The organism is Bacillus sp. G16 (assembly GCF_021282335.1).
Taxonomy (GTDB): domain Bacteria; phylum Bacillota; class Bacilli; order Bacillales; family Bacillaceae; genus Bacillus; species Bacillus inaquosorum.
Genome location: NZ_JAJSOZ010000023.1, coordinates 1 through 24,360, shown reverse-complemented (window position 1 = coordinate 24,360; position 24,360 = coordinate 1). Strand labels below are relative to the sequence as shown.

Sequence of the window (24,360 nt, the reverse complement as noted above, 5' to 3'; positions counted from 1 at the left end):
AACAAAGAGCCCGGAAAATATTCCTGGGCTCTTTGTTTTATTTCCATTCTGCAATTGTATCAATCGGCAGACGGTAGGAAGCATAGCCTTCGTCTGCTGCTTTTCCGATAGAAAGAAGCATAACCGGTACATAACGTTCTTTATCTAATCCAAATGTTTCCGCGATGTTTTCTTTATCGTATCCGCCGATCGGGTTTGTATCGTAGCCGTGTGCGCGTGCAGTCAGCATTAGCTGCATCGAAACGAGGCCTCCGTCAATCAGAATCGTTTCGCGGTTCACCTGTGCAGGAAGCTTTTCAAAATGAGCGGTCAGCGCAGCGATTTGTCTGTCTTTGACCTCCTGCGGCATGTAACCGAGTTCCACAGCTTTTGAATAGATTTCTTCTAAGTAGTCTGCATTGTTCATGTCTGCAAATACAGCAATGACAGCAGATGATGTTGTGACTTGTGTTTGGTTAAAGCTTGCAAGCGGTGCGAGCTTTTCTTTTCCTTCCGGGCTGTCAATGACGAGAAAACGCCATGGCTGCGCGTTAACAGAAGATGGCGCAGTTGTTGCTTCCTCTAAGATTTCTGTCATCTCTTCTTTAGTGATTTTTACTGTCGGATCATAGTTGCGAATGGAACGGCGTCCTTTCATAATCTCCATAAAATCATTTGTTTTGATCATGTTGATACACTCCTCTTATGCTTCAATATTGTCTATGTTGTTCCGCATGCGCGCCAGCACATCAATGAGCAGGCGGCGCTCTTCTGCACTTACATTTGCGAGCATTTCCTTCATGAAACGCTCCTTTTCTTTCTTAGAAGACTCGATTCGCTCTCTTCCTTGGTCTGTTAACCGAACAAGGGTGATGCGATTGTCCTCAGGCTTGCGCCGTCTTGATACCATGCCTTTGGCTTCCAGCTGTTTTAGGTGTCTAGTGACGGCTGCGCTATCTATATTTACTTTCTTTTGAAGGTCGCTTTGACTGATCTCATCTGCATGATAAAGCAATGTCAGCAATTCCAAACGAGATTGGCTGATGCCCGTGCATGCCTCGAACTTCATGCCAATCACCTTGTTCACGCCTTGCAGCTGATATAAAATCTCGGCTTCCTCTGAACAAAATGATGCCAAAACCCATCCCTTCTTTCTTGTCAAAACTATTAATTGATATATCAATGATTGACACGTCAATTAATATACAACGAATGCTTTCATCTTGCAAGCCATTTGCACATATGAAAAACCTCCCAGCGATTTAAACTGAGAGGTTGTTCGTCACCCTTGCGGCTCAGGATAAAACATCAGCAGAAAAAAACTGGCCGTTTCTTCAGATGAATTGATGTAGCTGTGCGGGGTTGACCCTGTAAACTGCAAGGCGTCTCCGGAAGCGAGCATATGCTCCTGACCCTGCAGAATGACTGTTAATTCGCCTTCTTTAATTAAAATATATTCTTCTCCTAAATGTGTTTTTGCTTCATGTATACATCCAGGTTTCAGATCAACAACGTAAATTTCAAACTTTGTTTCAGGATTGTAGGGGAAAAAAGGGTAGACGCTGTAGTTTTCTTCATTATCTGTAACAGGTTCGATATCCTGCAGGTTGATTTTTCTAACTTTTGGTTTGTCTTCTTTTAGAAATACAGAAAAGGATACTTGAAGCCCGTTTGCGATCTTCCATAGCGTGGTGACAGTCGGGGTTGATTTCCCTTTTTCGATTTGTCCGAGCATCGCTTTGCTGACACCCGTTAATTCAGAAACTTGATCAAGGGTCAGGTTTCTGTTTTTTCTAAGTTTGACTAGATTCATTGCGATAATGGCTTGGATATCATCCATACATGTATCTCCTTACGTCCATATTCGCTTTATTATAACATATGGAAGTCTGTTATCACATTCTATTGTCAGTTATAACGTACGTGTGTATAATATGTTAGACGAGGAGGAGAACAGAATGATATCTGAAAAAGAAATGACTCATGCAAAAACTGACGAGCCAACATTCCTGCAGGGATTTCAAGATTGTGTTCCGACGCTGGTCGGTTACATCAGTGTAGGCTTGGCTCTCGGAATCGTGGGGGTTGCGTCGCATTTAAGCGTAATGGAAATTGTGTTAATGTCAGGATTGGTTTTTGCAGGCGGCGCCCAGTTCATTATGTGTGCGTTGTTAGCGGCGAACAGCCCAATGTCAGCCATTATTCTGACAACGTTTATTGTGAATTTGCGGAATTTTCTACTAAGTGCCGCGCTTGCTCCTCATTTTTCAAAGTATTCACTGGCGAAAAATGTAGGGATCGGCATGATGGTAACAGATGAATCGTTCGGTGTTGCTTCAAATAAGATTGTTAAAAAAGAGCCGATTAACGACCGCTGGATGTTCGGTTTAAATCTTACTGCGTATGCATGCTGGGTGCTTTCCTGTGTGGCAGGTGCTGTTTTTGGCAAGTGGATTACCGATCCGGAATCGTTCGGACTTGATTTTGCGGTGACGGCTATGTTTTTAGCGCTGCTGGTTCTTCAACTGGAACATGTTGTGCCGGCGAAGCTTAAACATTATGTATCTCTCATAATCTATATGGTGATTGCCATGGTTGTTTTTTCTTTCTTTATGCCGTCTCATCTTGCTGTCATCATATCAACGGTCATCGTAGCAACAATCGGGGTGGTGACTGATAAATGAGTGTCAATACATACATCTTGATGGTGATTATCGGCTGTGCGCTGGTCACGATGATTCCCCGCGTCATTCCCTTTTTAGTTGTTCGGAATATCACTTTGCCGGAGCCCGTGCTCAAGTGGCTATCCTATGTGCCGGTGTGTATATTGACAGCACTTGTCGTAAAGGATTGTATGATTCAGTCAAATGATTCTCTTCAATTGAATTGGCCTGTAGCCGTCATCCTGATCCCGACTCTCTTGATTGCGATGAAAACGAAAAGTTTATCCATTACTGTGATCAGCGGTGTTCTTCTTATGGCGGGTTTGCGGTTATGGGCATAGAACAGAGCTATATCGGAACTCAAAAGATCAGGGCAGCAGATCCTGATCTTTTTGTGTCTTTCGTTCAAGCTTTAAGCGGCTTTCACAGACTGAAAGTTATGATACAATATACAAATGTTTTACAGCTTCAATCCATCGTTGGAGTTGACATCCATTTTATATAAGGGACTAGGTTGAAGGGAAGGTTTGATAACATGCTGCACAATCCAACTGGAAAAGAACGCTTGGCATTGGCGTTTCTGCTCGGCATGCTTGCTATATTGGGCCCGCTTAATATAGATATGTATTTGCCGAGTTTTCCTGAAATCGCGGATGATTTATCAGCAAGTGCTTCACTTGTACAGTTAAGTTTAACAGCCTGTCTGGTCGGGCTTACCATCGGCCAGCTGATTGTAGGGCCGGTCAGTGATGCGCAGGGAAGACGGAAACCGCTATTAATCTGTATATTTTTATTTGCATTATCTTCTCTGTTTTGTGCGCTATCGCCCAACATTACAACATTAGTGGCTGCGCGTTTTTTACAGGGGTTTACCGCTTCCGCAGGGCTTGTGCTGTCTCGGGCCATCGTTCGCGATGTATTTACCGGCAGAGAGCTTTCTAAATTTTTCTCGCTGTTAATGGTCATTACAGCTGTTGCGCCAATGGTTGCGCCTATGACAGGCGGTGCCATTTTGCTTTTGCCATTTGCAACGTGGCATACGATTTTTCATGTGTTAACGATTATCGGATTTTTACTTGTTCTTCTGATTGCATTGAGATTAAAAGAGACGCTGCCGCCAGAAAAACGGATTCCAAGCTCAATCGGCACATCTGTTAAAACGATGGGCAGCCTGCTGAAGGATCGATCCTTTATGGGGTACGCGTTAACTGTCGGATTTATTCACGGGGGAAGCTTTGCTTATGTATCCGGTACACCATTTGTATACCAGGATATCTATGGGGTGTCTCCGCAGGTGTTTAGCATTCTTTTCGGCATTAACGGTCTGGCAATTATATCGGGCAGTTTTATTATCGGGCGCTTTGGCGGAATCATTCATGAAAAGAACTTGCTTCGCATGGCGGTCATTACGGCTATGATTGCGACTGCTGTGCTTTTGACCATGACCATGATTCACGGCCCTCTTGCCACATTAGTCATATCCATTTTCATTTACATGATTACAATCGGCATGGTTCTGACCAGCACGTTTACGCTGGCCATGGAGAAGCAGGGGCATCGTGCCGGAAGTGCAAGTGCGCTGCTAGGAATGCTTCCGCTGCTCCTCGGTTCGATCGTTTCGCCGCTTGTGGGCATTAATGAGACAACAGCCATCCCGATGGGAGCGATCATGTTTGTGACAGCTGTCATCGGCTCGCTGGCGTTTTTTGGATTAACGAAAGAACGAGCAGAGCAGAACCAATAAATAAAAAACCTGACAATATGTCAGGTTTTTTTGTCTTATTAGAATAACAACAGCAGGCCCGCAATCGCCGGGGTCAAAAAGATGGCCGATTTCAGGACCACCTTTGGCATAAGGTTGGTGAATTTCGCGCCTACATAGGCACCGCACATTGTGCCGACCAGAACCTTGATCAGCAATACATAATCAACAAATCCTTCTGTGATATATCCGATGCCTCCTCCTACCGCGAGAGGGATGATTACAAGCATCGTCGTTCCGACAGAATGGCGGATGGACAGGTTCAGCATAATCATTAAACCGATTTGAATAAAAGGCGCTGACCCGATGCCGAATGTGCCGGAAAGAACGCCGGCTACAATTCCTAAGATGACCGCTCTCGTATACGTTGAAAGAGTGCTTTGATTCACTTGTGCCTTCTCTTTTAAAAGAAACAATCTGATTAAAATGAGAATCGCTGATAAAAATAACATCCCAGCCGTCAAGTAATGAAGCAAATCAGCCGGAATGAAAGATGTCAGCTTGGCGCCGAAAAATGAGCCGACCGCAGCAAAGCATCCGACTGTTAAGCCGATCTTCATTTGAATGTTCCCTTCACGATAGTGGCTATACGCCCCTGATAAACTGGTGAAAGCCATCCCGGCGAGGGAAGTGCCTAAAGCCGTATGAATCGGGACGTGGAAGAGAAGAGTTAAAAGTGCAATAACAAAGCCTGCTCCTCCGGCACCAATAAAGCCTAAAATAATACCGAGAAGAAACATAACAAAAATGATGAGCATATTTTTTCCTCCATTGAAAAGATCAAATAAAATAAGTGCGCTATTCTGGCGGAGGTATGGTGTCCTATTGGCGATGAAAAACAGTTGCCAGTAGTCCGTCGACCGTCGTTCAGCAAACATATCGTACCTCAAATTTTGAGATCTGACAAGGCAGTTTGTTGCTTCCCTTTACCATCTGTTATATGATTTTGATGAAGAAAAGCCCCTGAATATATTCAAAAGAGGTATTATATATGGACGATTTTAAATTAGACAAGCCGACTCCTTACTACCTGCAATTTTATAACCAGCTGAAAAAAATGATTTTCAACGGGACTTTTAAGCCGGGGGAACGGATAAACGAAACACAGCTGGCGAAAAGCTTTGGCGTCAGCCGCTCTCCGATAAGGGAAGCCATGCGGCTGCTTGAGAAAGACGGGTTGTTAAAAGCAGATGACCGAAATGGATTTTCTATCACGTCGTTAACGGCAAAAGATGTAGATGAGATTTATAAAATCAGAATTCCGCTGGAGCAGCTGGCAGTCGAGTTAGTCATAGACGAAGCGAGTGAGGAAGAGCTTGCCATACTTGAAAAACAGCTTGAAGAAACAGAAAAAGCCATTCACAACGGAACGGAAGATACGGAAATCATCAGTTTAAACCAAAGGTTTCATGAGCTGCTTGTCGATTTTAGCCATAACAGACATTTGAAAAATTTGCTTGAGCATGTAAATGATCTGATTCACTTTTGCAGAATCCTTAATTATACTGGTGACCACCGTGCAGAAACGATCCTGAGTGAACACCGCAAGATATTTGAAGAAGTGAAAAAGAAAAACAAAGAAGCAGCCAAACAGTATGTGATGGCTCATTTCAATCATGACTGTGAGCATTTGAAGCGTGTGCTTGAAGAAGGAAAAGAGAATTGATATGCGTGATCCGGTACCAAGGGGGGAGCTGACCCCTTGGTATTTTTTATGTGTTCACCAACATATATAAGGAAACCGATTAATAAGATTTTATGATGGATTGACTAACGAATAATGGGGGTTAAACATGTTTATCCATATCGTCGGGCCTGGTGATTCTCTGTTTTCCATAGGCAGAAGATACGGTGCTTCTGTTGATCAAATCCGGGGTGTGAATGGTTTAGATGAAACGAATATAGTGCCGGGGCAGGCTCTCCTTATCCCTCTTTATGTATATACCGTTCAGCCGGGAGACACGCTGACCGCCATTGCGGCAAAAGCGTTTGTTCCACTAGAGCGGCTGCGGGCCGCAAACCCGGGCATCAGCCCAAATGCTTTACAGGCAGGAATGAAAATAACGATTCCATCTATCTCAAATTACATTGCGGGTACGTTAAGCTTTTATGTTCTCCGAAGTCCTGAGCTCGACCGGGCGTTAATCAATGATTATGCGCCATACTCGTCTTCGATTTCGATTTTCGAATACCATATTGCACCTAACGGCGACATTGCAAACCAGTTAGATGATGCGGCCGCTATTGAGACAACATGGCAAAGGCGAGTGACACCGCTGGCCACCATAACCAACCTTACATCGGCAGGGTTCAGTACAGAACTCGTTCACCAAGTCCTGAATAATCCGACAGCGAGAACCAACCTGGTCAACAATATTTATTACTTAGTTTCCACAAGGGGATATGGGGGTGTGACAATCGATTTTGAACAGGTGAGCGCCGCAGATCGGGATCTTTTCACTGGTTTTTTACGTCAGCTGAGAGATCGCCTTCAGGCTGGAGGCTATGTGCTGACGATAGCTGTTCCGGCAAAAACAAGCGATAATATTCCATGGCTGAGAGGCTACGATTACGGAGGGATTGGAGCGGTTGTCAATTATATGTTTATCATGGCTTATGATTGGCATCATGCCGGGAGTGAGCCGGGCCCTGTAGCTCCGATTACTGAGATCAGGAGAACCATTGAGTTTGCGATTGCGCAGGTGCCGAGCAGAAAAATCATTATCGGAGTCCCGCTCTACGGATACGACTGGATCATCCCTTACCAGCCGGGCACAGTTGCTTCAGCCATTTCAAATCAAAACGCAATCGAAACAGCGATGAGGTACCAAAGCCCGATACAATATTCAACCGAATATCAATCACCTTTTTTCCGGTACAGAGATCAGCAGGGGCGAACGCATGAGGTATGGTTTGAAGATGTCAGGAGCATGAGCCAGAAGATGCTGATCGTCCGCGAATACGGGTTGCAAGCCATAGGCGCTTGGCAGTTAACCTTGGGCTTCACGCCAGGCCCGTGGCTTCTGCGGAAATTTTTTACGATCAGAAAGGTATAAAAAAGACACCAAAGCTCGGTGTCTTTTTTGGATTTAAGTCCAGAGCAGCAGAATTGTTCAATCATTTGTCCCTTGCATGGCGATACGTCCCCATTTTACGATTAGTAGTGTAGTCTGATCAAACAAAGTTTCAGAATACGATATGAGAGGGAGTTGTCAAAATGAAGACAGTATTGATTTTAAATTTTCCTGCGGAAGGCCATGTGAATCCTACCTTAGGCATCACAAAAGCGTTTTCCGATAAGGGATATGATGTCCATTATATTTCCACTGAAAAATATAAAAAACGATTAGAAGCGGCGGGAGCAACTGTCCATCTTCACCAGGATCTGCTGCGAACAACACCTATTCATATCGGTTCGCCCAATGGCATTCTTGATTTCTTGAAAATCCATATCAAAACCTCGCTGGACATTTTACATATTGTGAAAGACTTATCTAAGAACATTCAATTTGATTTTGTGTATTATGATAAATTCGGTGCGGGGGAATTGGTTAGGGATTTCTTAGATATTCCAGGGGTCTCTTCATCAGCGTCCTTCCTGTTTGGCGAAGAGCATCTGAAAATCCTGCCGCTGCATCCCGAATCTGGTGCGCCGCTTGAATTGGATCAAGAGTGCGAAGATCTTTTAGAAAGAATGAAAGAAACGTACGGTGTTGCCCCGAAAAATCTGGTTCAATTTATGAACAATAAAGGGGAATTGAATGTAGTGTATACAAGCCGTTATTTTCAGCCTGAAAGCGATCGTTTTGGGGATGAATGTTTGTTTATCGGCCCCAGCTTTCCAAAGAGAGCGGAAAAAACAGATTTCCCGATTGAACAGTTAAAAGATGAAAAGGTTATTTATATTTCAATGGGGACTGTTCTGGACAATACGGAGGAATTTTTCAACCTCTGTATTGATGCATTTTCTGGCTTTAACGGAAAAGTCGTCATCGCTGCCGGAGAAAAAGCGGATCTGACCAAATTAAAGCAGGCGCCGGAAAACTTTATCATCGCCCCGTATGTCCCTCAGCTGGAAGTGCTGGAGCAAGCTGATGTTTTCATTACACACGGGGGAATGAACAGCGTAAATGAAGGCATTCATTTCAATGTGCCTCTGGTTGTAATGCCGCATGACAAGGATCAGCCGATGGTGGCGCAGCGCCTTTCTGAACTCCATGCAGGCTATGTCATCTCTAAAGATGAAGTCGATGTACAAAAATTAAAACAGGGCGTAGACGCGGTTTTACATCATGATCAATATACGGAAGGCATTAAAAAAATCAATCAAAGCTTCCAAGAGTGTATGGACATGGATGAAGTGATGGAGCGGATTGATGAATTGATTCGCCAAAAAAACAGATAAAAAAAGAACTCCCGTACCAGGTACGGGAGTTCATCATTTAAAACTTGATTTTGATCTTTTGAGCATCACTGATTTTCTTATGATTTTGGTCAAAGACGTCACTTGTTGTGATTTCGATCCATTTGATCTCTTTTGCTTTCTTCTTATCATCAGCATCTTCGTCATGAGCATGGCCGCTTGATGCGTTCACAATAAAGCCGAGATTTCCGGACTTTTCGGCTCCGCCTTCCAATTCGCCATTTAACTCTTCAAGATAAATATCTTTGTTCCAATCAAAAGTTTCCCCTGTATTTGTTTTCATCAAGGCAATCGGCGCAACATTTACTTTCTTTGAAGATGTGTTCTTGATGTCAACAAAGACCTTAACGAAATCAAACTCTTCATCGTGTGTTAACACATGAAAGTAATCAATCATGCTGTAGTCCGGGCGCAAATGGATCAGCTTCATTTCTTTTACCGTTAACTCCACGTCGCCAATCTTATATGTTTGATTCACTTGCTTGATATCCTTTAAAACAGCTTTTCCCTTGTCATCAGAAAACGTTTGGCCTACCTTCAGCAATGACCGGTCATCGGTTACTTGGGAATTAGGCTGATACTCATCTATGCTGTCTTTTTGAGATGATGTGCTTTGCGGTGTGGCTTTTACCGCTTGTTCTCCGCCAGCACTTTGTTTTTCTGTATTGGCGTTCGATGAGCAGCCCGCGAGCACGACGATAAAAACGAAGATCGAAAGAATTCCTCTCATGATGATTCCTCCATTAATAAGAGAGCCCGTTACTTCATACAAGCAACGGGACACCTTGTATTGTTTTACTTATCTTTAATCTTAATGTTGTATTGTAAAGCGTTGAAAACATTTTTGGCAATTTCAGTATTATCAATTTGGCCTGCAAAGTCCTCGCTAGACGGTCCGTACGCGTAGACCGGAACATCTTCACCAGTATGTCCGCCTGTCGTCCAGCCGGTGTGGGAGCGTTTATTGAAAATTTCCTCGATCGCATTATCGATTTCAAGCACTTCTTTCGTTTTTGCGGCTTTTTCAACAGATTGAATTTCTGATTCAGTTAAAGCTAATTTCTTTTGATCAATATACGTTTTTAATGTTTTTTCAACATTTGCGCCGTCAGCGATTTTTTCTGCCATAAAGTCAGGTGTGCGCTTTGCGGCTTTAATGGGTTCACTGAACCAGTTGTAGATGCCGTCAGCACCAATGGAATATCCGCCGGTTGAGTGGTCAGCCGTTGCGACAACCAATGTATGCTTGTCTTTTTTGGCGAAATCAAGAGCCGCCTTATAAGCTTGTTCGAAGTCTTCCATTTCGCTCATGGCGCCGACGATATCATTGTCATGGCCCGCCCAGTCAATCTGGCTGCCTTCCACCATGAGGAAGAAACCGTCTTTATCCTTGCTTAATTTTTTAATCGCTGTGTTTGTCATGTCTTTTAATGAAGGAATATCCTTCGTGCGGTCAATCTTTTTAGGCAGGCCGCCGTCCGCGAATAGTCCGAGAACTTGGCTGTCTTTATTCTTCAGCATGTCCTTGCGGTTATCCACATAGCTGTAACCCGCTTTTTTGAATTCCTTGATCAAATTGCGGTCCTTGCGGTCAAAATTGCTTTTTCCTCCGCCTAGAAGGACATCAATTTTGTGCTTGCCGTTGACCATTTCATCAAAATAATCATCGGCAATCGAGTTCATATTTTTTCGGCTGTGGTCATGTGAACCGAAAGAAGCCGGAGTAGCATGTGTAATTTCTGAAGTGGCCACAAGTCCTGTTGATTTTCCTTTTTCTTTTGCCGCTTCAAGTACCGTTTTGGCCTCTGAACCGTCGTTATCCACCGCAATCGCATTGTTATATGTTTTGATCCCGGCAGACATAGCCGTTGCTGCAGATGCAGAATCTGTTACGTTTTGTTCTGGATCTTCAGGGTAAGTCGTTTGCTGGCCGACAAGGTATTGGTCAAAAGAGGTAGGCTCTACAAACTTTGTCTTTTTATTATCTTTTAAATAACGATGAGCAGACGTATAGGACACACCCATACCATCACCAATCAGAACGATCACATTTTTAATTTCGTTTTGATTCCCCTTTTTCTTTTCCTGGGCGCTGGCTTCAGGCACACTGCCGCTAGCTAAGCTGCTGAACGCAATAGATGATAAAACCGCAATAGGCAGTAATTTCTTCGGGAATTTTTTCAACTGGATAACCTCCTAAAAATATATGAATCTCAATGACAAACCCATTATATTTTTAAAGTGTTAAGCTAGTATTAATCGATTTTAAAGATTGGATTTACAAGACGAATTGACTGCTGGCTATCCTTAAAGAAGCAGTTCTATTCTGAGAACTTTTAGAAGGAAAGAGCGATAGTGCTAAAGAATAAATTGGAGGAATAGCTTCTGTGGGGAGGCGGACTGATAACTGCTATAGTCACATAGAAACAACCCGCTTACTTCTTGAACAATCAGGATTCTTTTAAGTATTACATTTGGAAATAGGATTGTTTAAGTACGTGTCTGGTCGGTTCCGTTTGGAGTTTTAATGAACTTCTCTGAACGGTATCATTTTATTTGAGGAGGGAACAACATGGATGTTTTTTCTGAATATGTAGCGGGGATTGATGACCCGTTCCACCGAGAAAGAACGGAAGAAGTGTTGACTTGGATAAAAAATAAATATCCAAATTTACATACAGAAATAAAATGGAATCAACCAATGTTTACGGATCATGGTACATTTATTATTGGCTTTAGTGTATCTAAAAAGCATTTAGCTGTCGCCCCTGAAAGTGTGACGATAAGGCATGTACAGGATGATATTGTAAAGGCCGGATATGACTATACCAAGGAGCTGATACGTATCCCTTGGAATGGCCCAGTTGATTACCCGCTACTTGAAAAAATGATTGAATTTAATATTCGAGACAAGGCTAACTGCTCCACTTTTTGGCGGAAATAAAAAAATAAAATAGCTTTAGGAATGAATGATATGTCATTGTAAAGAAGAAAGGCATAACCTATTAGTTATATGAAATTTGTTATGCCTTTTAATTTGTATTTTTAAAAATTTCGCTCCTGATAAACTATTGTTGCTTTTAGTCAAACAAGGTTTTTTCATTAAGCGTAAACTGACTTGCGGAATAATGATCACCTTGCTTCCACTTCCTGCTGCAGTAAAGCAGTGCCAAACCCTTTCTTTTCAATGATACTATCTAATGAAATAATTTCACAATCTTTCCCGTCTATCACGTATGTAATACAACCGATGATTTCGCCGCTCTCATCTACAGCGGCATAACCATCTAATTCATTACAACGAAAAATGCCGCTGGAAATCACCATCTCGGGTGTACCCCAATGCTTGGCAAAAAAATCGGCCATCATCTGTTTCGGTAATTCATTGTTTGGGATGATGATCATCGTAACACTCCTCTATTGAAAGATTGCATGTGTACTATCAATATACAATAAATAACAATAAGAAAATAGATATAGAGGTGAAGGCATGAAAATCAACGATGACATTTACGGACAGCACGATATAGACGGAGTGCTGGAAGAACTTATCAAGAGCGCTCCTGTGCAAAGATTAAAAGGAATCTATCAAGGCGGAGCAAGTTTTTTAGTTAATCGAAAGTGGGATGTGACCCGGTATGAGCACTCCATCGGTGTGATGCTCCTCATCAAACAGCTGGGAGGAACAATAGAGGAACAGATAGCAGGCCTGCTCCACGATGTGTCACACACGGCTTTTTCCCATGTGGTTGATGTTGTGTTTGAAAATGTATCGGAAGACTATCATGAAAACATCTTTCAACAAGTCATTGTTCCCTCTGAGATTCCGGGAATTCTAAAAAAACACGGTTATGATGCCGAAGAACTTCTATCAGACGATACGAGATGGACATTGCTCGAACAGCCCGCACCGGAGCTCTGTGCCGATCGGATAGACTATACGCTGCGCGACATGTACCGATATGGCCACATTAGTCTGCACGAAGCGCAAACCTTTTTGGATCATCTTATTGTGAGAAACGGTAGGATGTTTCCGGACGGTATCGAAGCCGCCGAATGGTTTGTCGGGGTGTATTACAAGGAAGTGATTGATTTCTTTTTGAATCCCGTGAATGTATTTGGATATGAATATTTAGCACGAACGTTGAAGGCTGCGTTGCGGCACAATGTCATATCCGCAGAAGATTTGCTGAAAACGGATCAAGAGGTACTCAACATCCTGCATGCCTCAAAAAATGAAGAAGTACTGAGCTTGCTTAAACCTATTCATCCCCGCGTTCAAGTAAAAGAAGATGACATCCAGTACGATTTCCATCAAAAGAAGAAAATGCGCCTCATCGATCCATCCATTTTTCATCATGACGAATGGGTCAAAGCCTCAGCTGTATCGGAAAACGTCAGAAAAATGGGAGAGGCCGCTTATCAAAAAGCGAAAAAAGGTGTGTATATAAAAGTGTTACATCACTAATTGCCGCGTAACAGCGGCTTTTTCCATGTTTGGCCATGCAAAGCAAGGGGAATAGGACAAACTGCGGGAACATTTTATGAGAATATCAGCGTATTTACATACCGTTCGGGGGTATAGTATTATCGAGAGGGCATGTTTGCTTGCATTTTATGGTCTGCGGGAAAATTACAGTAAATAATGAAGCAAAGGAGAATGAACATGAAAGTCTCTAAAAAAGCACTGGGAATTCTGATGTTATCTCTTGTTTTTGTTTTATCAGCATGCGGCAATAACAATAGCACGAAAGAAAACACTCATGAAAATCATTCAAATTCCTCATCACATGAAGAAATGGAGCATTCCGGATCAGCTGATGTTCCAGAGGGATTACAGGAATCTAAAAATCCGAAATATAAAGTAGGCAGCCAAGTGATCATCAATACATCTCATATGAAAGGCATGAAAGGCGCCGAAGCTACAGTGACAGGCGCCTATGATACAACGGCGTATGTTGTCTCTTACACTCCGACAAACGGAGGACAGCGCGTGGATCATCACAAATGGGTGATCCAAGAAGAGATAAAAGATGCGGGAGATAAAACATTAAACCCCGGAGATCAGGTGATCTTAGAGGCTTCTCATATGAAAGGCATGAAGGGAGCAACAGCCGAGATCGACTCCGCCGAAAAAACAACCGTATACATGGTTGACTATACATCGACAACTAGCGGTGAAAAAGTGAAAAACCACAAATGGGTCACAGAAGACGAGCTTTCAGCTAAATCATAAAAAAATCCTCCTTTTACAAGGAGGATTTTTTTGCTGTCTGAACAGGTCTTGTTAAAGAAATTAAGGCAAACAGGACAGCAATAATGACAATTGAACCGCCGCACCATGCCGTTGAGACAACAGTACCTGTCTGATCCAAAACAACACCGCCAATCGCTGAGCCAAGGGCAATCCCGACTTGGAGGGCAGACGTATTAAAGCTTTGCTGAATGTCAGACGAATCTGGTGCAATTTCAATTAAATAGCTTTGCTGAGCGGGGGCGAGGCTCCAGCTCAGAAGTCCCCAAATCACCATGACAGGCAAAAAGAAAAACATAGACGATGTTGACAGCGGCAGTAAGAACATAATGATGGCAAAGGAACCGGTCACCAGCAAAATGCTCTTAAAGGAACCAAGCCGGTCAGAAAGCGCTCCTCCGAAAGGGCCTCCGCATACAGCAGATATCCCGAAAAGGAAATAACAAATGCTGACCCAGAAAGAGCTCAGGTGAAGAGTTTCTTCTAAAAACGGCGCAAAGTAAGCGTATAGCGTGTAGTGCCCCGCTAATGTAAACATCGTGACGAGGTGTGAACTCGCGATTTTCAGATTGCCAATCGTCTTGAGCTGATCCCGGAAAGGAATCATTTTCTCCGTCGGTATCTTTTCAAAGAAGATTGAAATAATCAGCATGGAGACTAGCGCCAAAAGTCCGATGCCAAGGAACAAAATGCGCCATCCGAAGGAATCGCTGATTAAGATTCCGAGCGGCACGCCCAATGCGATAGCAGAACTGAATCCCATAAAAATAATTCCGATTGCGCGCGCTCTGTATTCAGGCGCTACAATTTTCGGGGCGATCGTTAAGGAAAGCACAACAATCAGCCCCGTACTCATCGCAGCCAATACCCTTGACACCATCAGCGTCGCAAAATTAGGGCTGAAATAGGCCACAAGATTGCTTAGGAAGAAAACAAATAAGGCAATTAAATATAAACGCTTTCGCTCAATCTTCGCAGTCAATGCCAAAAGCAGCGGCCCTGACACTGCATATCCCAACGCAAACACACTGATCAGCTGCCCGGCTGAGACAATGGAAATGTCTAAATCATTTGCAATCTGAGGAAGAATTCCTCCCACAATTAACTCAACCAATCCGACTGCAATCGTAGAAGCTGCAAGCAGGAAAACTTTAAAATTCATAACAAACTCCTTTACATAAATGTTTTGATAAATAAAAAAATCCTGATTACAAAAAATGTCATAAACAATTTTTGTAATCAGGATTTTACGGTTCCTGGTAGACACCCTCAAACCATATTATTGAGGTTATACAAGTGATAATAGCTATTTAATTGATTCGTTTCCGTTGATGAGTGTATCACATTATGAATGAATCTTCCATAGAAAAATTTACAAAGCGATGAACTCTGAAAATATATGATTATATTTATTTTCTAAAAGTATAGACATTTAAAAATAAATGACTATAATAAAAATTGTAAGCGTTTTAATCACAAGGGGGGATAGCAGTTGAAAAAAATTTTACTTGCGTGCAGCTCTGGAATGTCAACCAGTCTACTGGTGACAAAAATGAAGGAATATGCACACTCCATCGGAGAAGAAGCAAAGATTTGGGCTGTCGGCCAGGATAAGGCGAAAGAAGACATGAAAAAGGCGGATGCTGTTTTGATCGGCCCGCAAATGAGCTTTCTGAAAAGCGAACTGCAAAAAGAGGCAGATCAATACAACATTCAGGTTGAAGTCATTGACATGATGGCCTACGGAATGGCAGATGGCAAAAAAGCATATGAGCAGGCATTGTCCTTAATGGAGGATCAATAATGGAACAGATGAAAATTACGAATTTAACTGACGAACAAATCAGTTTTCAGCTTATCCTGCACAGCGGCAATGCCCGCAGCGCCATCATACAATCACTGCGCACCTATAAGGAAGGGAACAAGGAGGAGGCTGATGCCCTCATTGCCAAGGCTGAGCATGATTTATCCGCAGCCCACGATATTCACTTTCAAATGATACAGAAAGAATCCGGCGGAGAAGCAGCCGCTTTCTCATTGCTGCTCATGCATGCGGAGGATCATTTGATGTCAACATTGACCATGAAAGAACTAGTGAAAGAGCTGCTTGATCTCTTTAAAACAAAGAATATATAAATAATCGGGGTGGATAGGGTGTTCGAGAAAATCAGCCAATTCCTTGTTCCAATTGCAGGGAGGTTAAACAATAACCGCTATTTGCAAGTGCTGCGTGATGCATTTATGCTGGCTTTCCCGCTTACGATATTCGGGTCCATTTTTGTGGTGTTAACGAACCTGCCGTTCTTAAACAAAATCATGAATGCTTCAATGCTTACGGCGTTTCAGTCTCATTTCGGCATTGCGTCTACGGCGACGATGGGCATTATGTCTGTCTTTGTTGTCTTCGGGATAGGCTATTACCTGTCAAAAAGCTATCAGGTCGAAGCTGTATTTGGCGGCGCAATCGCTTTGGTTTCCTTTTTGCTCTTAACGCCATTTGTCGTTCAGCCGGAAACAGGAGATGCCATTACAGGCGTTATCCCGGTCGACCGTCTCGGTGCAAAAGGGATGTTTCTTGGCATGATTACGGCATTTCTTTCTGGTGAAATCTACAGAAGAATCGTTCAAAAAAACCTGACGATCAAAATGCCTGCAGGTGTTCCGCCTGCTGTAGCAAAATCATTCGCCGCACTTATTCCGGCTTTTATTACATTGACCGTGTTTTTGCTGATTAACGTTCTGGTGACTCAGCTTTTTAAAACAAATATGCACGATGTCATTTATCATGCGATTCAGGCTCCGCTTGTCGGACTTGGAAGCGGTATCATTCCGACGTTAATTGCCGTGTTTTTCATTCAAATCCTCTGGTTTTTCGGTCTGCACGGACAGATCATTATCAACTCCGTGATGGACCCGATTTGGAATACACTGCAGGTCGAAAACCTTTCTGCTTACACAGCGGGAAAAGAAATCCCTCATATTATTTCAAAACCGTTTATGGAGATTTATACCGTTGGGATGGGCGGTACAGGGATGACACTTGCGATTGTGTTTACCATTCTCATATTCATGAAAAGCAGGCAGATGAAGCAAGTATCAAAACTTGGCCTCGCTCCCGGTATTTTTAACGTGAACGAACCGATTATCTTTGGGCTTCCGATTGTCATGAATCCGATCATTATTGTGCCTTGGGTTTTGGCGCCGATGGTTGTTACGCTCGTCACCTATCTGGCCATGTCAGCGGGGCTCGTTCCGCCTCCGACTGGTGTTACGGTGCCATGGACAGTTCCATTATTTATTAATGGCATCATGGCGACGAACTCGATCATGGGGGGCGTGATGCAGCTTGTCAATCTGCTGATTGTCTTCGTGATATGGTTTCCGTTCCTGAAAGCAATGGATAAATTAAATCTGGCAAAAGAAAAAGAACAGGCTGTTCAGGAAACAGCTCAGCAAAATGATAACAGTATTAAAATGTGACATAAGGGGAGAGAGAGCTTGACACAAACAGAACAATATCGTTTTCCGAAAGATTTTTGGTGGGGATCATCCGCTTCAGCAACACAAACGGAGGGTGCCGCCGATAGAGACGGAAAAGGGCAGAATATATGGGATTATTGGTTTGAAAAAGAACCGCATCGTTTTTTTGATCATGTCGGACCCGCAGCCACATCTCAATTTTACGACAAGTATAAAGAAGATATCAGGCTGATGAAGGAGCTGGGCCACAATTCGTTCCGGATGTCGATTTCCTGGTCGCGTTTAATACCGGACGGAACAGGCGAGCTCAATGATAAAGCCGCCGATTTCTATCATAGTGTCATTGATGAGTTCATCGCTAACGATATTGAACCTTTTGTCAATTTGTTTCATTTTGATATGCCGATGGAACTTCAAAAAATCGGCGGCTGGGTAAACAGAGAAACGGTTGACGCTTATGAAAACTATGCAAGAACGTGTTTCCGTTTGTTTGGCGGCCGGGTGAAAAAATGGTTCACGCATAATGAACCGATCGTGCCTGTAGAAGGCGGATACTTATATGATTTTCATTATCCAAACAAGGTGGATTTTAAAGAGGCCGTCCAGGTCGGTTTTCATACGATGCTGTCAAGTGCCCGTGCGATTCAGGCTTACAGGGAGATGAAGCAGGACGGAAAAATCGGCATCATCTTAAATTTGACGCCTTCATACCCGAGAAGCAGCCATCCGGCAGATGTGAAAGCAGGGGAAATAGCTGACGCGTTTTTTAACAGATCCTTTTTAGACCCATCTGTCAAAGGTGAATTTCCAAAAGAGCTGGTTGACATTTTGAAGAATGAAGGCTTTGTGCCTGACTATAAGAAAGAAGATCTTGAGGTCATTAAACACAATACAGTTGACCTGTTGGGTGTGAATTATTACCAGCCGAGACGTGTAAAAGCAAAAGAACATCTTCCAAATCCCGACGCTCCTTTTTTGCCGGACAGGTATTTTGATCCTTACGTCATGCCGGGCCGCAAAATGAATCCGCATCGCGGCTGGGAGATCTATGAAAAAGGCGTTTATGATATTTTGATCAATTTAAAAGAAAACTACGGGAACATCGAGTGCTTTATTTCCGAAAACGGCATGGGGGTTGAAGGCGAAGAACGCTTCAGGGATGAACAAGGCATTATTCAAGATGATTACCGGATTGAATTTATAAAAGAGCACCTCAAATGGATTCACCGCGCCATACAGGAAGGCTCAAACGTAAAAGGCTATCATTTATGGACGTTTATGGACAACTGGTCTTGGACAAATGCCTATAAAAACCGCTATGGGTTTGTATCAGTCAATCTCGAGAAAGACGGAGAAAGGACCGTCAAAAAGAGCGGAAAATGGTTCAAAAAGGTTGCTGAGCAACACGGTTTCTAGATGTACAGGTCTTCCGGCAATCATCATGATGAATAGAGAACACGAACAGCCGCAACATTGATGAAATAGGGAAAAGAACTTATGATATCCGTAAAAGCTTATGTGATATCAAACTCTAACGCTGCCGGAGGATACCAATGAATAAATACGAAATCATTGCAAATGAAATGAGAAATAGAATCAAAAATAACGTCTATCCGATCGATCAGCCGATTCCCGATGAAGTTTCTCTTGCCAAAGAGTTCAACTCAAGCCGCATGACGATGAAAAGAGCCTTGGATAATTTAGTTGCAGAAGGGCTGCTGTTCAGAAAACGAGGCCACGGCACGTTTATTATTCAGTCAGCGATACAGGATGACCATGTCCATGTGGTGAGTAATGAAATCCTCGGATTGACCAACTTGCTGAAAGATAAGGAAATCAAAAGCAAGGTCATTCAGTTTGAAGTGCAATTTCCCACAGAGGAAGTGGCTGCCCATTTGTCTATTGATCAGAAAACACCCGTTTATTATGTCGTTCGGCTGCGGATTGTAGAGGGAGAACCATATGTATTGGAAAAAACTTATATGCCGACTCATTTAATACCGGGCATTAATGATGATGTCCTTCATGATTCGATCTACAACCACATCACAAACGAGCTGCAGCTCAAAATCGCCGGAACGCATCGGAAAATCAGGGCCTGCAAATCTGATCATATTGACCAGCAGCATCTGGGCTGCAAACAGGATGATCCAATTCTGGAAGTCGAACATGTAGGCTTCTTAGATAATGGCATGCCATTTGAATATTCCTTTTCACGTCATCGGCATGACAAATTTGTTGTCACCTCGGTAAACATTCGGCGCTGATCGCGGAGATAACACAAGGAGGCCATCTGCATGCTTGGCGGTATTGAAGCAGGCGGCACAAAATTTGTTTGTGCCGTAGGTAAAGAAGATGGAACGATCATTGACCGAGTAGAGATTCCTACAACGATGCCGGATGAAACGATAGAGAAAGTGATTCAATATTTTCGCCAATTCTCATTGCAGGCCATCGGCATCGGCTCCTTTGGTCCTGTGGATACCGATAAAACCAATAAAACATACGGAACCATTACGGCTACGCCGAAAGCGGGCTGGAGACACTATCCCTTTTTGCAAACTATAAAAAATGAAATGAAAATCCCAGTCGGATTTAATACGGATGTCAATGCTGCGGCGTTGGGGGAATTCCTTTTCGGTGAAGCGAAGGACCTCGACAGCTGCCTGTATATGACGATTGGAACTGGCATTGGTGCAGGGGCAATTGTAGAGGGCCGGCTTCTTCAGGGACTGTCACATCCAGAGATGGGCCATATTTATATCCGCCGGCACCCGGATGACGTATACCAAGGGAAGTGCCCATATCATAAGGACTGCTTTGAAGGCTTGGCTTCCGGTCCTGCCATAGAAGCGCGCTGGGGAAAAAAAGCTGCTGATTTAGCACATATCAATCAAGTTTGGGAACTGGAAGGGTACTATATTGCCCAAGCGCTGGCTCAGTATATTTTGATCCTTGCACCTAAAAAAATCATTCTTGGCGGCGGCGTCATGAATCAGAAACAAGTGTTTCCTTATATTTATCAATACGTACCGAAAATAATGAACAGCTACTTGAATTTTTCTGAATTATCAGAATTGATAAGTTCGTATATCGTTCCTCCCCGTTTAGGCAGGAATGCCGGAATCATCGGCACGCTTGTTTTAGCGGATCAGGCCTTACAAGCAGAAACAGCATCTGGGGAGGTACGGTCATGAAGCACCCTTTATTTTTGGAGCCTGTCTTTAAAGAAAGGATATGGGGTGGAACAGCGCTTCGTGATACCTTCGGCTATGTGATACCTTCAGAAAAAACAGGTGAGTGCTGGGCTGTTTCTGCACATGCCAATGGCTCGTCGGCTGTTCAAAACGGCCTACTGGCAGGTAAGACACTAGACCAAGTATGGCAGGATCATCCGGAGGTTTTCGGTTTTCCAGATGGAAAGGTGTTTCCGCTCCTGGTGAAGCTGCTGGACGCCAATATGGATCTCTCCGTGCAAGTACACCCTGATGATGATTATGCGATGCTGCACGAAAACGGTGATCTTGGGAAAACGGAGTGCTGGTATATTATTGATTGCAAAGAAGATGCAGAACTGATTTTGGGCCATCACGCAAACACAAAGGAAGATTTTAAACGGCAAATGGAAAGCGGCGATTGGAACGGTCTGCTGAGGCGCATCAAAATCAAGCCCGGAGATTTCTTTTATGTGCCAAGTGGTACGCTCCATGCTTTATGTGAGGGAACCCTTGTCCTTGAAATCCAGCAAAACTCTGATACAACGTATCGTGTATACGATTATGACCGCTGTAATGACCAGGGCCAAAAAAGAACTCTTCATATAGAAAAAGCCATGGAAGTCATAACGATACCGTATAACGATAAAGTGCATACACCGGAAGTGAAAGAAGTTGATAACGCGGTGATCACTGTTTATGTACAATCAGATTATTTCTCAGTGTACAAATGGAAGATTAGCGGCCGAGCTGATTTTCCTTCTCATCAAACCTATTTGCTGGGGAGTGTTCTGAACGGATCAGGACGAATCGTAAATAATGGTATTCAGTATGAGTGTAATGAAGGCTCACACTTTATTTTGCCTGCGCATTTTGGCGAGTTTTCAATAGAAGGAACATGTGAGTTGATGATATCTCATCCTTAATGAACGGGGGAATGACATTTGTTTAAGAAACATACGATCTCTTTGCTCATTTTCTTTTTACTAGCGTCTGCTGTTTTGGCAAAACCGATTGAAGCGCATACTGTGTCGCCTGTAAATCCAAATGCACAGCAGACAACAAAATCAGTGATGAATTGGCTGGCTCATCTGCCGAATCGAACAGAAAACAAAGTCCTTTCCGGAGCGTTTGGAGGGTACAGTCATGACACATTCTCTATGACTGAGGCTGAAAGAATCCGAAGCGCTGCCGGACAATCACCTGCTATTTACGGCTGTGATTATGCCAGAGGGTGGCTTGAAACGACAAATATTGAAGATTCAATAGATGTAAGCTGCAACAGCGATTTACTTTCGTATTGGAAAAGCGGAGGAATCCCGCAAATCAGTATGCATCTGGCAAATCCGGCTTTTCAGTCAGGGCATTTTAAAACTGCGATTACTAATGAGCAGTATAAAAACATATTAGATTCTTCAACAGCAGAAGGGAAGCGGCTGAATGCCATGCTCAGCAAAATTGCTGACGGACTTCAAGAGCTGGAGAATCATGGCGTGCCTGTTCTGTTCAGGCCGCTGCATGAAATGAACGGTGAATGGTTTTGGTGGGGACTTACATCATATAATCAAAAGGATAATGAAAGAATCTCTCTATATAAACAGCTCTACAAGAAAATCTATCATTATATGACCGATACAAGAGGACTTGATCATTTGCTTTGGGTCTACTCTCCCGACGCCAACCGAGATTTTAAAACCGATTTTTACCCGGGTGCATCTTACGTGGATATTGTCGGATTAGATGCTTATTTTCAAGATGCATATTCTATTGACGGTTACGATCAGCTAACAGCGCTTAATAAACCATTTGCCTTTACAGAAGTCGGCCCGCAAACAGCAAACGGCAGCTTCGATTACAGCCTGTTGATCAATGCAATAAAACAAAAATATCCTAAAACGATTTACTTTCTGGCTTGGAATGATGGGTGGAGCCCAGCTGAAAATAAGGGTGCTTCAGCTTTATATAATGATCGCTGGACACTCAATAAGGGAGAGATATGGAACGGTGATTCTTTAACGCCTATCGTTGAATAAATACGATGCATTGTCACACTTTAAGAAGGTGCCCAAGAAGTTTCTTGAGCACCTTTATACTCTAATCAGGCATTCATATCGCCTAACCCAGGACTGTGTTCATTTGGCATTTCCGGAAGCATTGGTACAGGGAACCCTGCCGGAGGCTCTATTACTTGTAACTCTCCGCCATTTCTGCTCGGAGATGTTCCTTGATAGATTTCGCCGATTCTTGTCTCATCCAATCTGAAATTAAATTGTGCATTGTGATAGCCTAATTCGACATATTTTCTGCACTCAGGATATTTATTAATGTCGTAATTTGGCACAGGCAAGAGCTTAGCCCACTCAACGCCCAATGTCTCGAGCGCTTTGGCAAATGCATTCTGGTGAGCATTGTCGCGTACAATCAGAAAAGCAAGTGTCTCCCGAAACGTCTGATTAGAACTCATTTCATAAATCCTTGTTTTTTGCAGCACTCCTGTTGACTCAAGAAGCAAGTTATCCAACAGGTCGGTGATTAAGTTTCCGTGGTTATACACCCATGACCCATTCCACGGATTGCCCCCTGCATCAACAGGAAGGGAACTTTGCGCCCCGATAATATAATGATGAGGATTAGCATGTTTAATCGCTTCATCAAGTGGTGCCTGATCTGCACCTTGACTGCCGACACCTGCACCGCCTGATTCATCTAATAAAGCATTAATTGTGTTTTGCACCAGTTCAACGTGGGCAATCTCCTCTAAAAAAATGCCACGGAGCAGATCGCGGTACTGTTTCTGTTTTCCTCTGAAATTAGAGCTTTGGAAAAAATACTGCATCATCGTACGCATTTCACCGTAATGTCCGCCTAATATTTCCTGCAGCACCTTAGCGGCTGCCGGGTCTGGCTTGTCCGGCTTAATGATATTTATCAGTTCTTCTTTGTAGTAATACATAACACGCCTCATTTCTTTTCTAGTGATTGATTTCTTATATCCTTTGTAAAGGGAGATAAAATATACGCATATCTAAGCCCGTAAAAGAATTCAATAAAAAATATAGAAAAAGTATTGACCGCAGAAATTACACATGGTATATTATTAAACGTCGCTGATGAACAGCACACAACAACACGAAAAACAAAAAAGTTTTTCTAAGGTGTTTACAAGTTTTTAAAAATGTGTATAATAAGTAAGGTCGAATTAAAAAGCTTCGAACTTCAAAAAACATTTAAAAAAACTTCTTGACTTCAACAGCAAATGATAGTATGATAGTTAAGTCGCTTGATAAGCGCCCGTAGCTCAATTGGATAGAGCGTTTGACTACGGATCAAAAGGTTAGGGGTTCGACTCCTCTCGGGCGCGCCAATAAAAATACCACGCGGGTGTAGTTTAGTGGTAAAACCTCAGCCTTCCAAGCTGATGTCGTGAGTTCGATTCTCATCACCCGCTCCATTATTGAATGATCTTTGAAAACTAAACAAGACAAAACGTACCTGTTAATTCATTTTTAAATAAATCGCACAGCGATGTGCGTAGTCAGTCAAACTACTTTATCGGAGAGTTTGATCCTGGCTCAGGACGAACG

Annotated in this window: 25 protein-coding genes, 2 tRNA genes, 2 pseudogenes and 1 riboswitch; of the genes and pseudogenes, 19 read left to right on the top strand and 10 right to left on the bottom strand. The window is 43.1% G+C overall.

Translation table 11 applies throughout. The annotated features are described in order from the left end of the window. Positions 1-37: 37 nt before the first annotated feature. From LWH95_RS19405 to LWH95_RS19395, 3 genes are all read right to left on the bottom strand, one after another. Positions 38-667, bottom strand: coding sequence for a nitroreductase family protein (locus LWH95_RS19405; RefSeq protein WP_003240607.1), 630 nt, complete (start codon positions 665-667; stop codon positions 38-40). A gap of 15 nt (positions 668-682) precedes the next feature. Continuing rightward, positions 683-1,177, bottom strand: coding sequence for a MarR family transcriptional regulator (locus tag LWH95_RS19400; protein WP_232920182.1), 495 nt, complete (start codon positions 1,175-1,177; stop codon positions 683-685). A gap of 84 nt (positions 1,178-1,261) precedes the next feature. Then, the gene (locus LWH95_RS19395; RefSeq protein WP_003225384.1) at positions 1,262-1,819 is read right to left on the bottom strand and encodes a helix-turn-helix domain-containing protein; all 558 of its coding nucleotides are present in this window, start codon (positions 1,817-1,819) and stop codon (positions 1,262-1,264) included. Positions 1,820-1,937: 118 nt separating this feature from the next. On the opposite strand from LWH95_RS19395, the gene LWH95_RS19390 reads away from it, so the two are divergent. From LWH95_RS19390 to LWH95_RS19380, 3 genes are all read left to right on the top strand, one after another. Continuing rightward, positions 1,938-2,663 carry an AzlC family ABC transporter permease gene (locus tag LWH95_RS19390; protein ID WP_003240610.1) on the top strand — a complete coding sequence of 242 codons (726 nt, stop codon included), beginning with the start codon at positions 1,938-1,940 and terminating at the stop codon, positions 2,661-2,663. Further along, positions 2,660-2,983, top strand: coding sequence for an AzlD domain-containing protein (locus LWH95_RS19385; RefSeq protein ID WP_019257616.1), 324 nt, complete (start codon positions 2,660-2,662; stop codon positions 2,981-2,983). The genes LWH95_RS19390 and LWH95_RS19385 overlap by 4 nt, the downstream gene beginning before the upstream one ends. 194 nt (positions 2,984-3,177) lie before the next feature. After that, positions 3,178-4,386, top strand: coding sequence for a Bcr/CflA family multidrug efflux MFS transporter (locus LWH95_RS19380; protein ID WP_003240613.1), 1,209 nt, complete (start codon positions 3,178-3,180; stop codon positions 4,384-4,386). A 38-nt stretch (positions 4,387-4,424) separates the two neighbouring features. Here the strand turns inward: LWH95_RS19380 and LWH95_RS19375 are convergent, their stop codons facing one another. Beyond that, positions 4,425-5,162, bottom strand: a complete 738-nt coding sequence (locus tag LWH95_RS19375; protein WP_019257618.1) for a sulfite exporter TauE/SafE family protein — start codon at positions 5,160-5,162, stop codon at positions 4,425-4,427. Between the two features lie 233 nt (positions 5,163-5,395). Between LWH95_RS19375 and LWH95_RS19370 the strand changes: the two genes are divergently transcribed. The 3 genes from LWH95_RS19370 (at position 5,396) to LWH95_RS19360 (ending at position 8,809) form a co-directional block, all read left to right on the top strand. Next, positions 5,396-6,070, top strand: a complete 675-nt coding sequence (locus LWH95_RS19370; RefSeq protein WP_060398032.1) for a GntR family transcriptional regulator — start codon at positions 5,396-5,398, stop codon at positions 6,068-6,070. A gap of 127 nt (positions 6,071-6,197) precedes the next feature. After that, positions 6,198-7,460 (top strand): glycoside hydrolase family 18 protein, encoded by a 1,263-nt coding sequence (locus tag LWH95_RS19365; protein WP_232920181.1) that lies wholly within the window; start codon positions 6,198-6,200, stop codon positions 7,458-7,460. Between the two features lie 161 nt (positions 7,461-7,621). Further along, positions 7,622-8,809 (top strand): macrolide family glycosyltransferase, encoded by a 1,188-nt coding sequence (locus LWH95_RS19360; protein WP_084992193.1) that lies wholly within the window; start codon positions 7,622-7,624, stop codon positions 8,807-8,809. A gap of 37 nt (positions 8,810-8,846) precedes the next feature. Here LWH95_RS19360 and LWH95_RS19355 read toward each other — a convergent pair whose 3' ends face one another. Further along, positions 8,847-9,557 (bottom strand): DUF4352 domain-containing protein, encoded by a 711-nt coding sequence (locus LWH95_RS19355; RefSeq protein WP_133488249.1) that lies wholly within the window; start codon positions 9,555-9,557, stop codon positions 8,847-8,849. A 65-nt stretch (positions 9,558-9,622) separates the two neighbouring features. Continuing rightward, positions 9,623-11,011: an alkaline phosphatase PhoB gene (phoB, locus tag LWH95_RS19350; protein WP_148983356.1), complete on the bottom strand. Its 1,389-nt coding sequence runs from the start codon at positions 11,009-11,011 to the stop codon at positions 9,623-9,625. 388 nt (positions 11,012-11,399) lie between these two features. On the opposite strand from phoB, the gene LWH95_RS19345 reads away from it, so the two are divergent. After that, positions 11,400-11,771 (top strand): iron chaperone, encoded by a 372-nt coding sequence (locus tag LWH95_RS19345; RefSeq protein ID WP_232920180.1) that lies wholly within the window; start codon positions 11,400-11,402, stop codon positions 11,769-11,771. A 136-nt stretch (positions 11,772-11,907) separates the two neighbouring features. On the opposite strand, the pseudogene LWH95_RS19340 reads toward LWH95_RS19345, so the two are convergent. Both LWH95_RS19340 and LWH95_RS19335 read right to left on the bottom strand, forming a co-directional pair. After that, positions 11,908-11,976, bottom strand: a pseudogene (locus tag LWH95_RS19340) (DUF4944 domain-containing protein); the annotation flags it as partial. After that, positions 11,969-12,232: pseudogene (locus LWH95_RS19335) on the bottom strand (GNAT family N-acetyltransferase); the annotation flags it as partial. The pseudogenes LWH95_RS19340 and LWH95_RS19335, both read right to left, overlap by 8 nt. An 85-nt stretch (positions 12,233-12,317) precedes the next feature. On the opposite strand from LWH95_RS19335, the gene LWH95_RS19330 reads away from it, so the two are divergent. Then, positions 12,318-13,295, top strand: a complete 978-nt coding sequence (locus LWH95_RS19330; protein ID WP_232920179.1) for an HD domain-containing protein — start codon at positions 12,318-12,320, stop codon at positions 13,293-13,295. Positions 13,296-13,472: 177 nt separating this feature from the next. Beyond that, positions 13,473-14,063 carry a YdhK family protein gene (locus LWH95_RS19325; RefSeq protein WP_232920178.1) on the top strand — a complete coding sequence of 197 codons (591 nt, stop codon included), beginning with the start codon at positions 13,473-13,475 and terminating at the stop codon, positions 14,061-14,063. A 13-nt stretch (positions 14,064-14,076) separates the two neighbouring features. On the opposite strand, the gene pbuE is transcribed toward LWH95_RS19325, so the two are convergent. Then, complete coding sequence (gene pbuE / locus LWH95_RS19320) at positions 14,077-15,243, bottom strand: purine transporter PbuE (RefSeq protein ID WP_060399991.1); 1,167 nt, start codon at positions 15,241-15,243, stop codon at positions 14,077-14,079. 54 nt (positions 15,244-15,297) lie between these two features. After that, a riboswitch (purine riboswitch) is annotated at positions 15,298-15,397 on the bottom strand. 176 nt (positions 15,398-15,573) lie between these two features. Between pbuE and LWH95_RS19315 the strand changes: the two genes are divergently transcribed. From LWH95_RS19315 to LWH95_RS19280, 8 genes are all read left to right on the top strand, one after another. After that, a complete protein-coding gene (locus LWH95_RS19315; RefSeq protein ID WP_232920177.1) occupies positions 15,574-15,885 on the top strand; it encodes a PTS sugar transporter subunit IIB in 312 nt (103 codons plus the stop codon). Then, a complete protein-coding gene (locus LWH95_RS19310; RefSeq protein WP_232920176.1) occupies positions 15,885-16,217 on the top strand; it encodes a PTS lactose/cellobiose transporter subunit IIA in 333 nt (110 codons plus the stop codon). The genes LWH95_RS19315 and LWH95_RS19310 overlap by 1 nt, the downstream gene beginning before the upstream one ends. Before the next feature lie 18 nt (positions 16,218-16,235). Further along, a complete protein-coding gene (celB, locus tag LWH95_RS19305; RefSeq protein ID WP_148983351.1) occupies positions 16,236-17,561 on the top strand; it encodes a PTS cellobiose transporter subunit IIC in 1,326 nt (441 codons plus the stop codon). An 18-nt stretch (positions 17,562-17,579) separates the two neighbouring features. Continuing rightward, positions 17,580-18,977 (top strand): 6-phospho-beta-glucosidase GmuD, encoded by a 1,398-nt coding sequence (gmuD, locus tag LWH95_RS19300; protein WP_232920175.1) that lies wholly within the window; start codon positions 17,580-17,582, stop codon positions 18,975-18,977. Between the two features lie 137 nt (positions 18,978-19,114). Further along, positions 19,115-19,828: a transcriptional regulator GmuR gene (gene gmuR, locus LWH95_RS19295; RefSeq protein ID WP_003240639.1), complete on the top strand. Its 714-nt coding sequence runs from the start codon at positions 19,115-19,117 to the stop codon at positions 19,826-19,828. A gap of 30 nt (positions 19,829-19,858) precedes the next feature. Beyond that, positions 19,859-20,758 (top strand): ROK family protein, encoded by a 900-nt coding sequence (locus LWH95_RS19290; RefSeq protein WP_232920174.1) that lies wholly within the window; start codon positions 19,859-19,861, stop codon positions 20,756-20,758. Next, positions 20,755-21,702: a mannose-6-phosphate isomerase, class I gene (gene manA / locus LWH95_RS19285; RefSeq protein ID WP_232920173.1), complete on the top strand. Its 948-nt coding sequence runs from the start codon at positions 20,755-20,757 to the stop codon at positions 21,700-21,702. Before LWH95_RS19290 ends, manA begins: the two co-directional genes overlap by 4 nt. 18 nt (positions 21,703-21,720) lie before the next feature. Then, the gene (locus LWH95_RS19280) at positions 21,721-22,809 is read left to right on the top strand and encodes a glycoside hydrolase family 26 protein (RefSeq protein ID WP_232920172.1); all 1,089 of its coding nucleotides are present in this window, start codon (positions 21,721-21,723) and stop codon (positions 22,807-22,809) included. Between the two features lie 65 nt (positions 22,810-22,874). On the opposite strand, the gene LWH95_RS19275 is transcribed toward LWH95_RS19280, so the two are convergent. Further along, entirely contained in the window at positions 22,875-23,729 is an 855-nt protein-coding gene (locus LWH95_RS19275; RefSeq protein ID WP_060398045.1) for a manganese catalase family protein, read from the bottom strand. A 334-nt stretch (positions 23,730-24,063) separates the two neighbouring features. On the opposite strand from LWH95_RS19275, the gene LWH95_RS19270 reads away from it, so the two are divergent. Both LWH95_RS19270 and LWH95_RS19265 read left to right on the top strand, forming a co-directional pair. Beyond that, positions 24,064-24,140: transfer RNA gene (locus tag LWH95_RS19270), tRNA-Arg, on the top strand. Positions 24,141-24,153: 13 nt separating this feature from the next. Beyond that, a tRNA-Gly gene (locus LWH95_RS19265) sits at positions 24,154-24,227 on the top strand. Positions 24,228-24,360 lie beyond the last annotated feature (133 nt).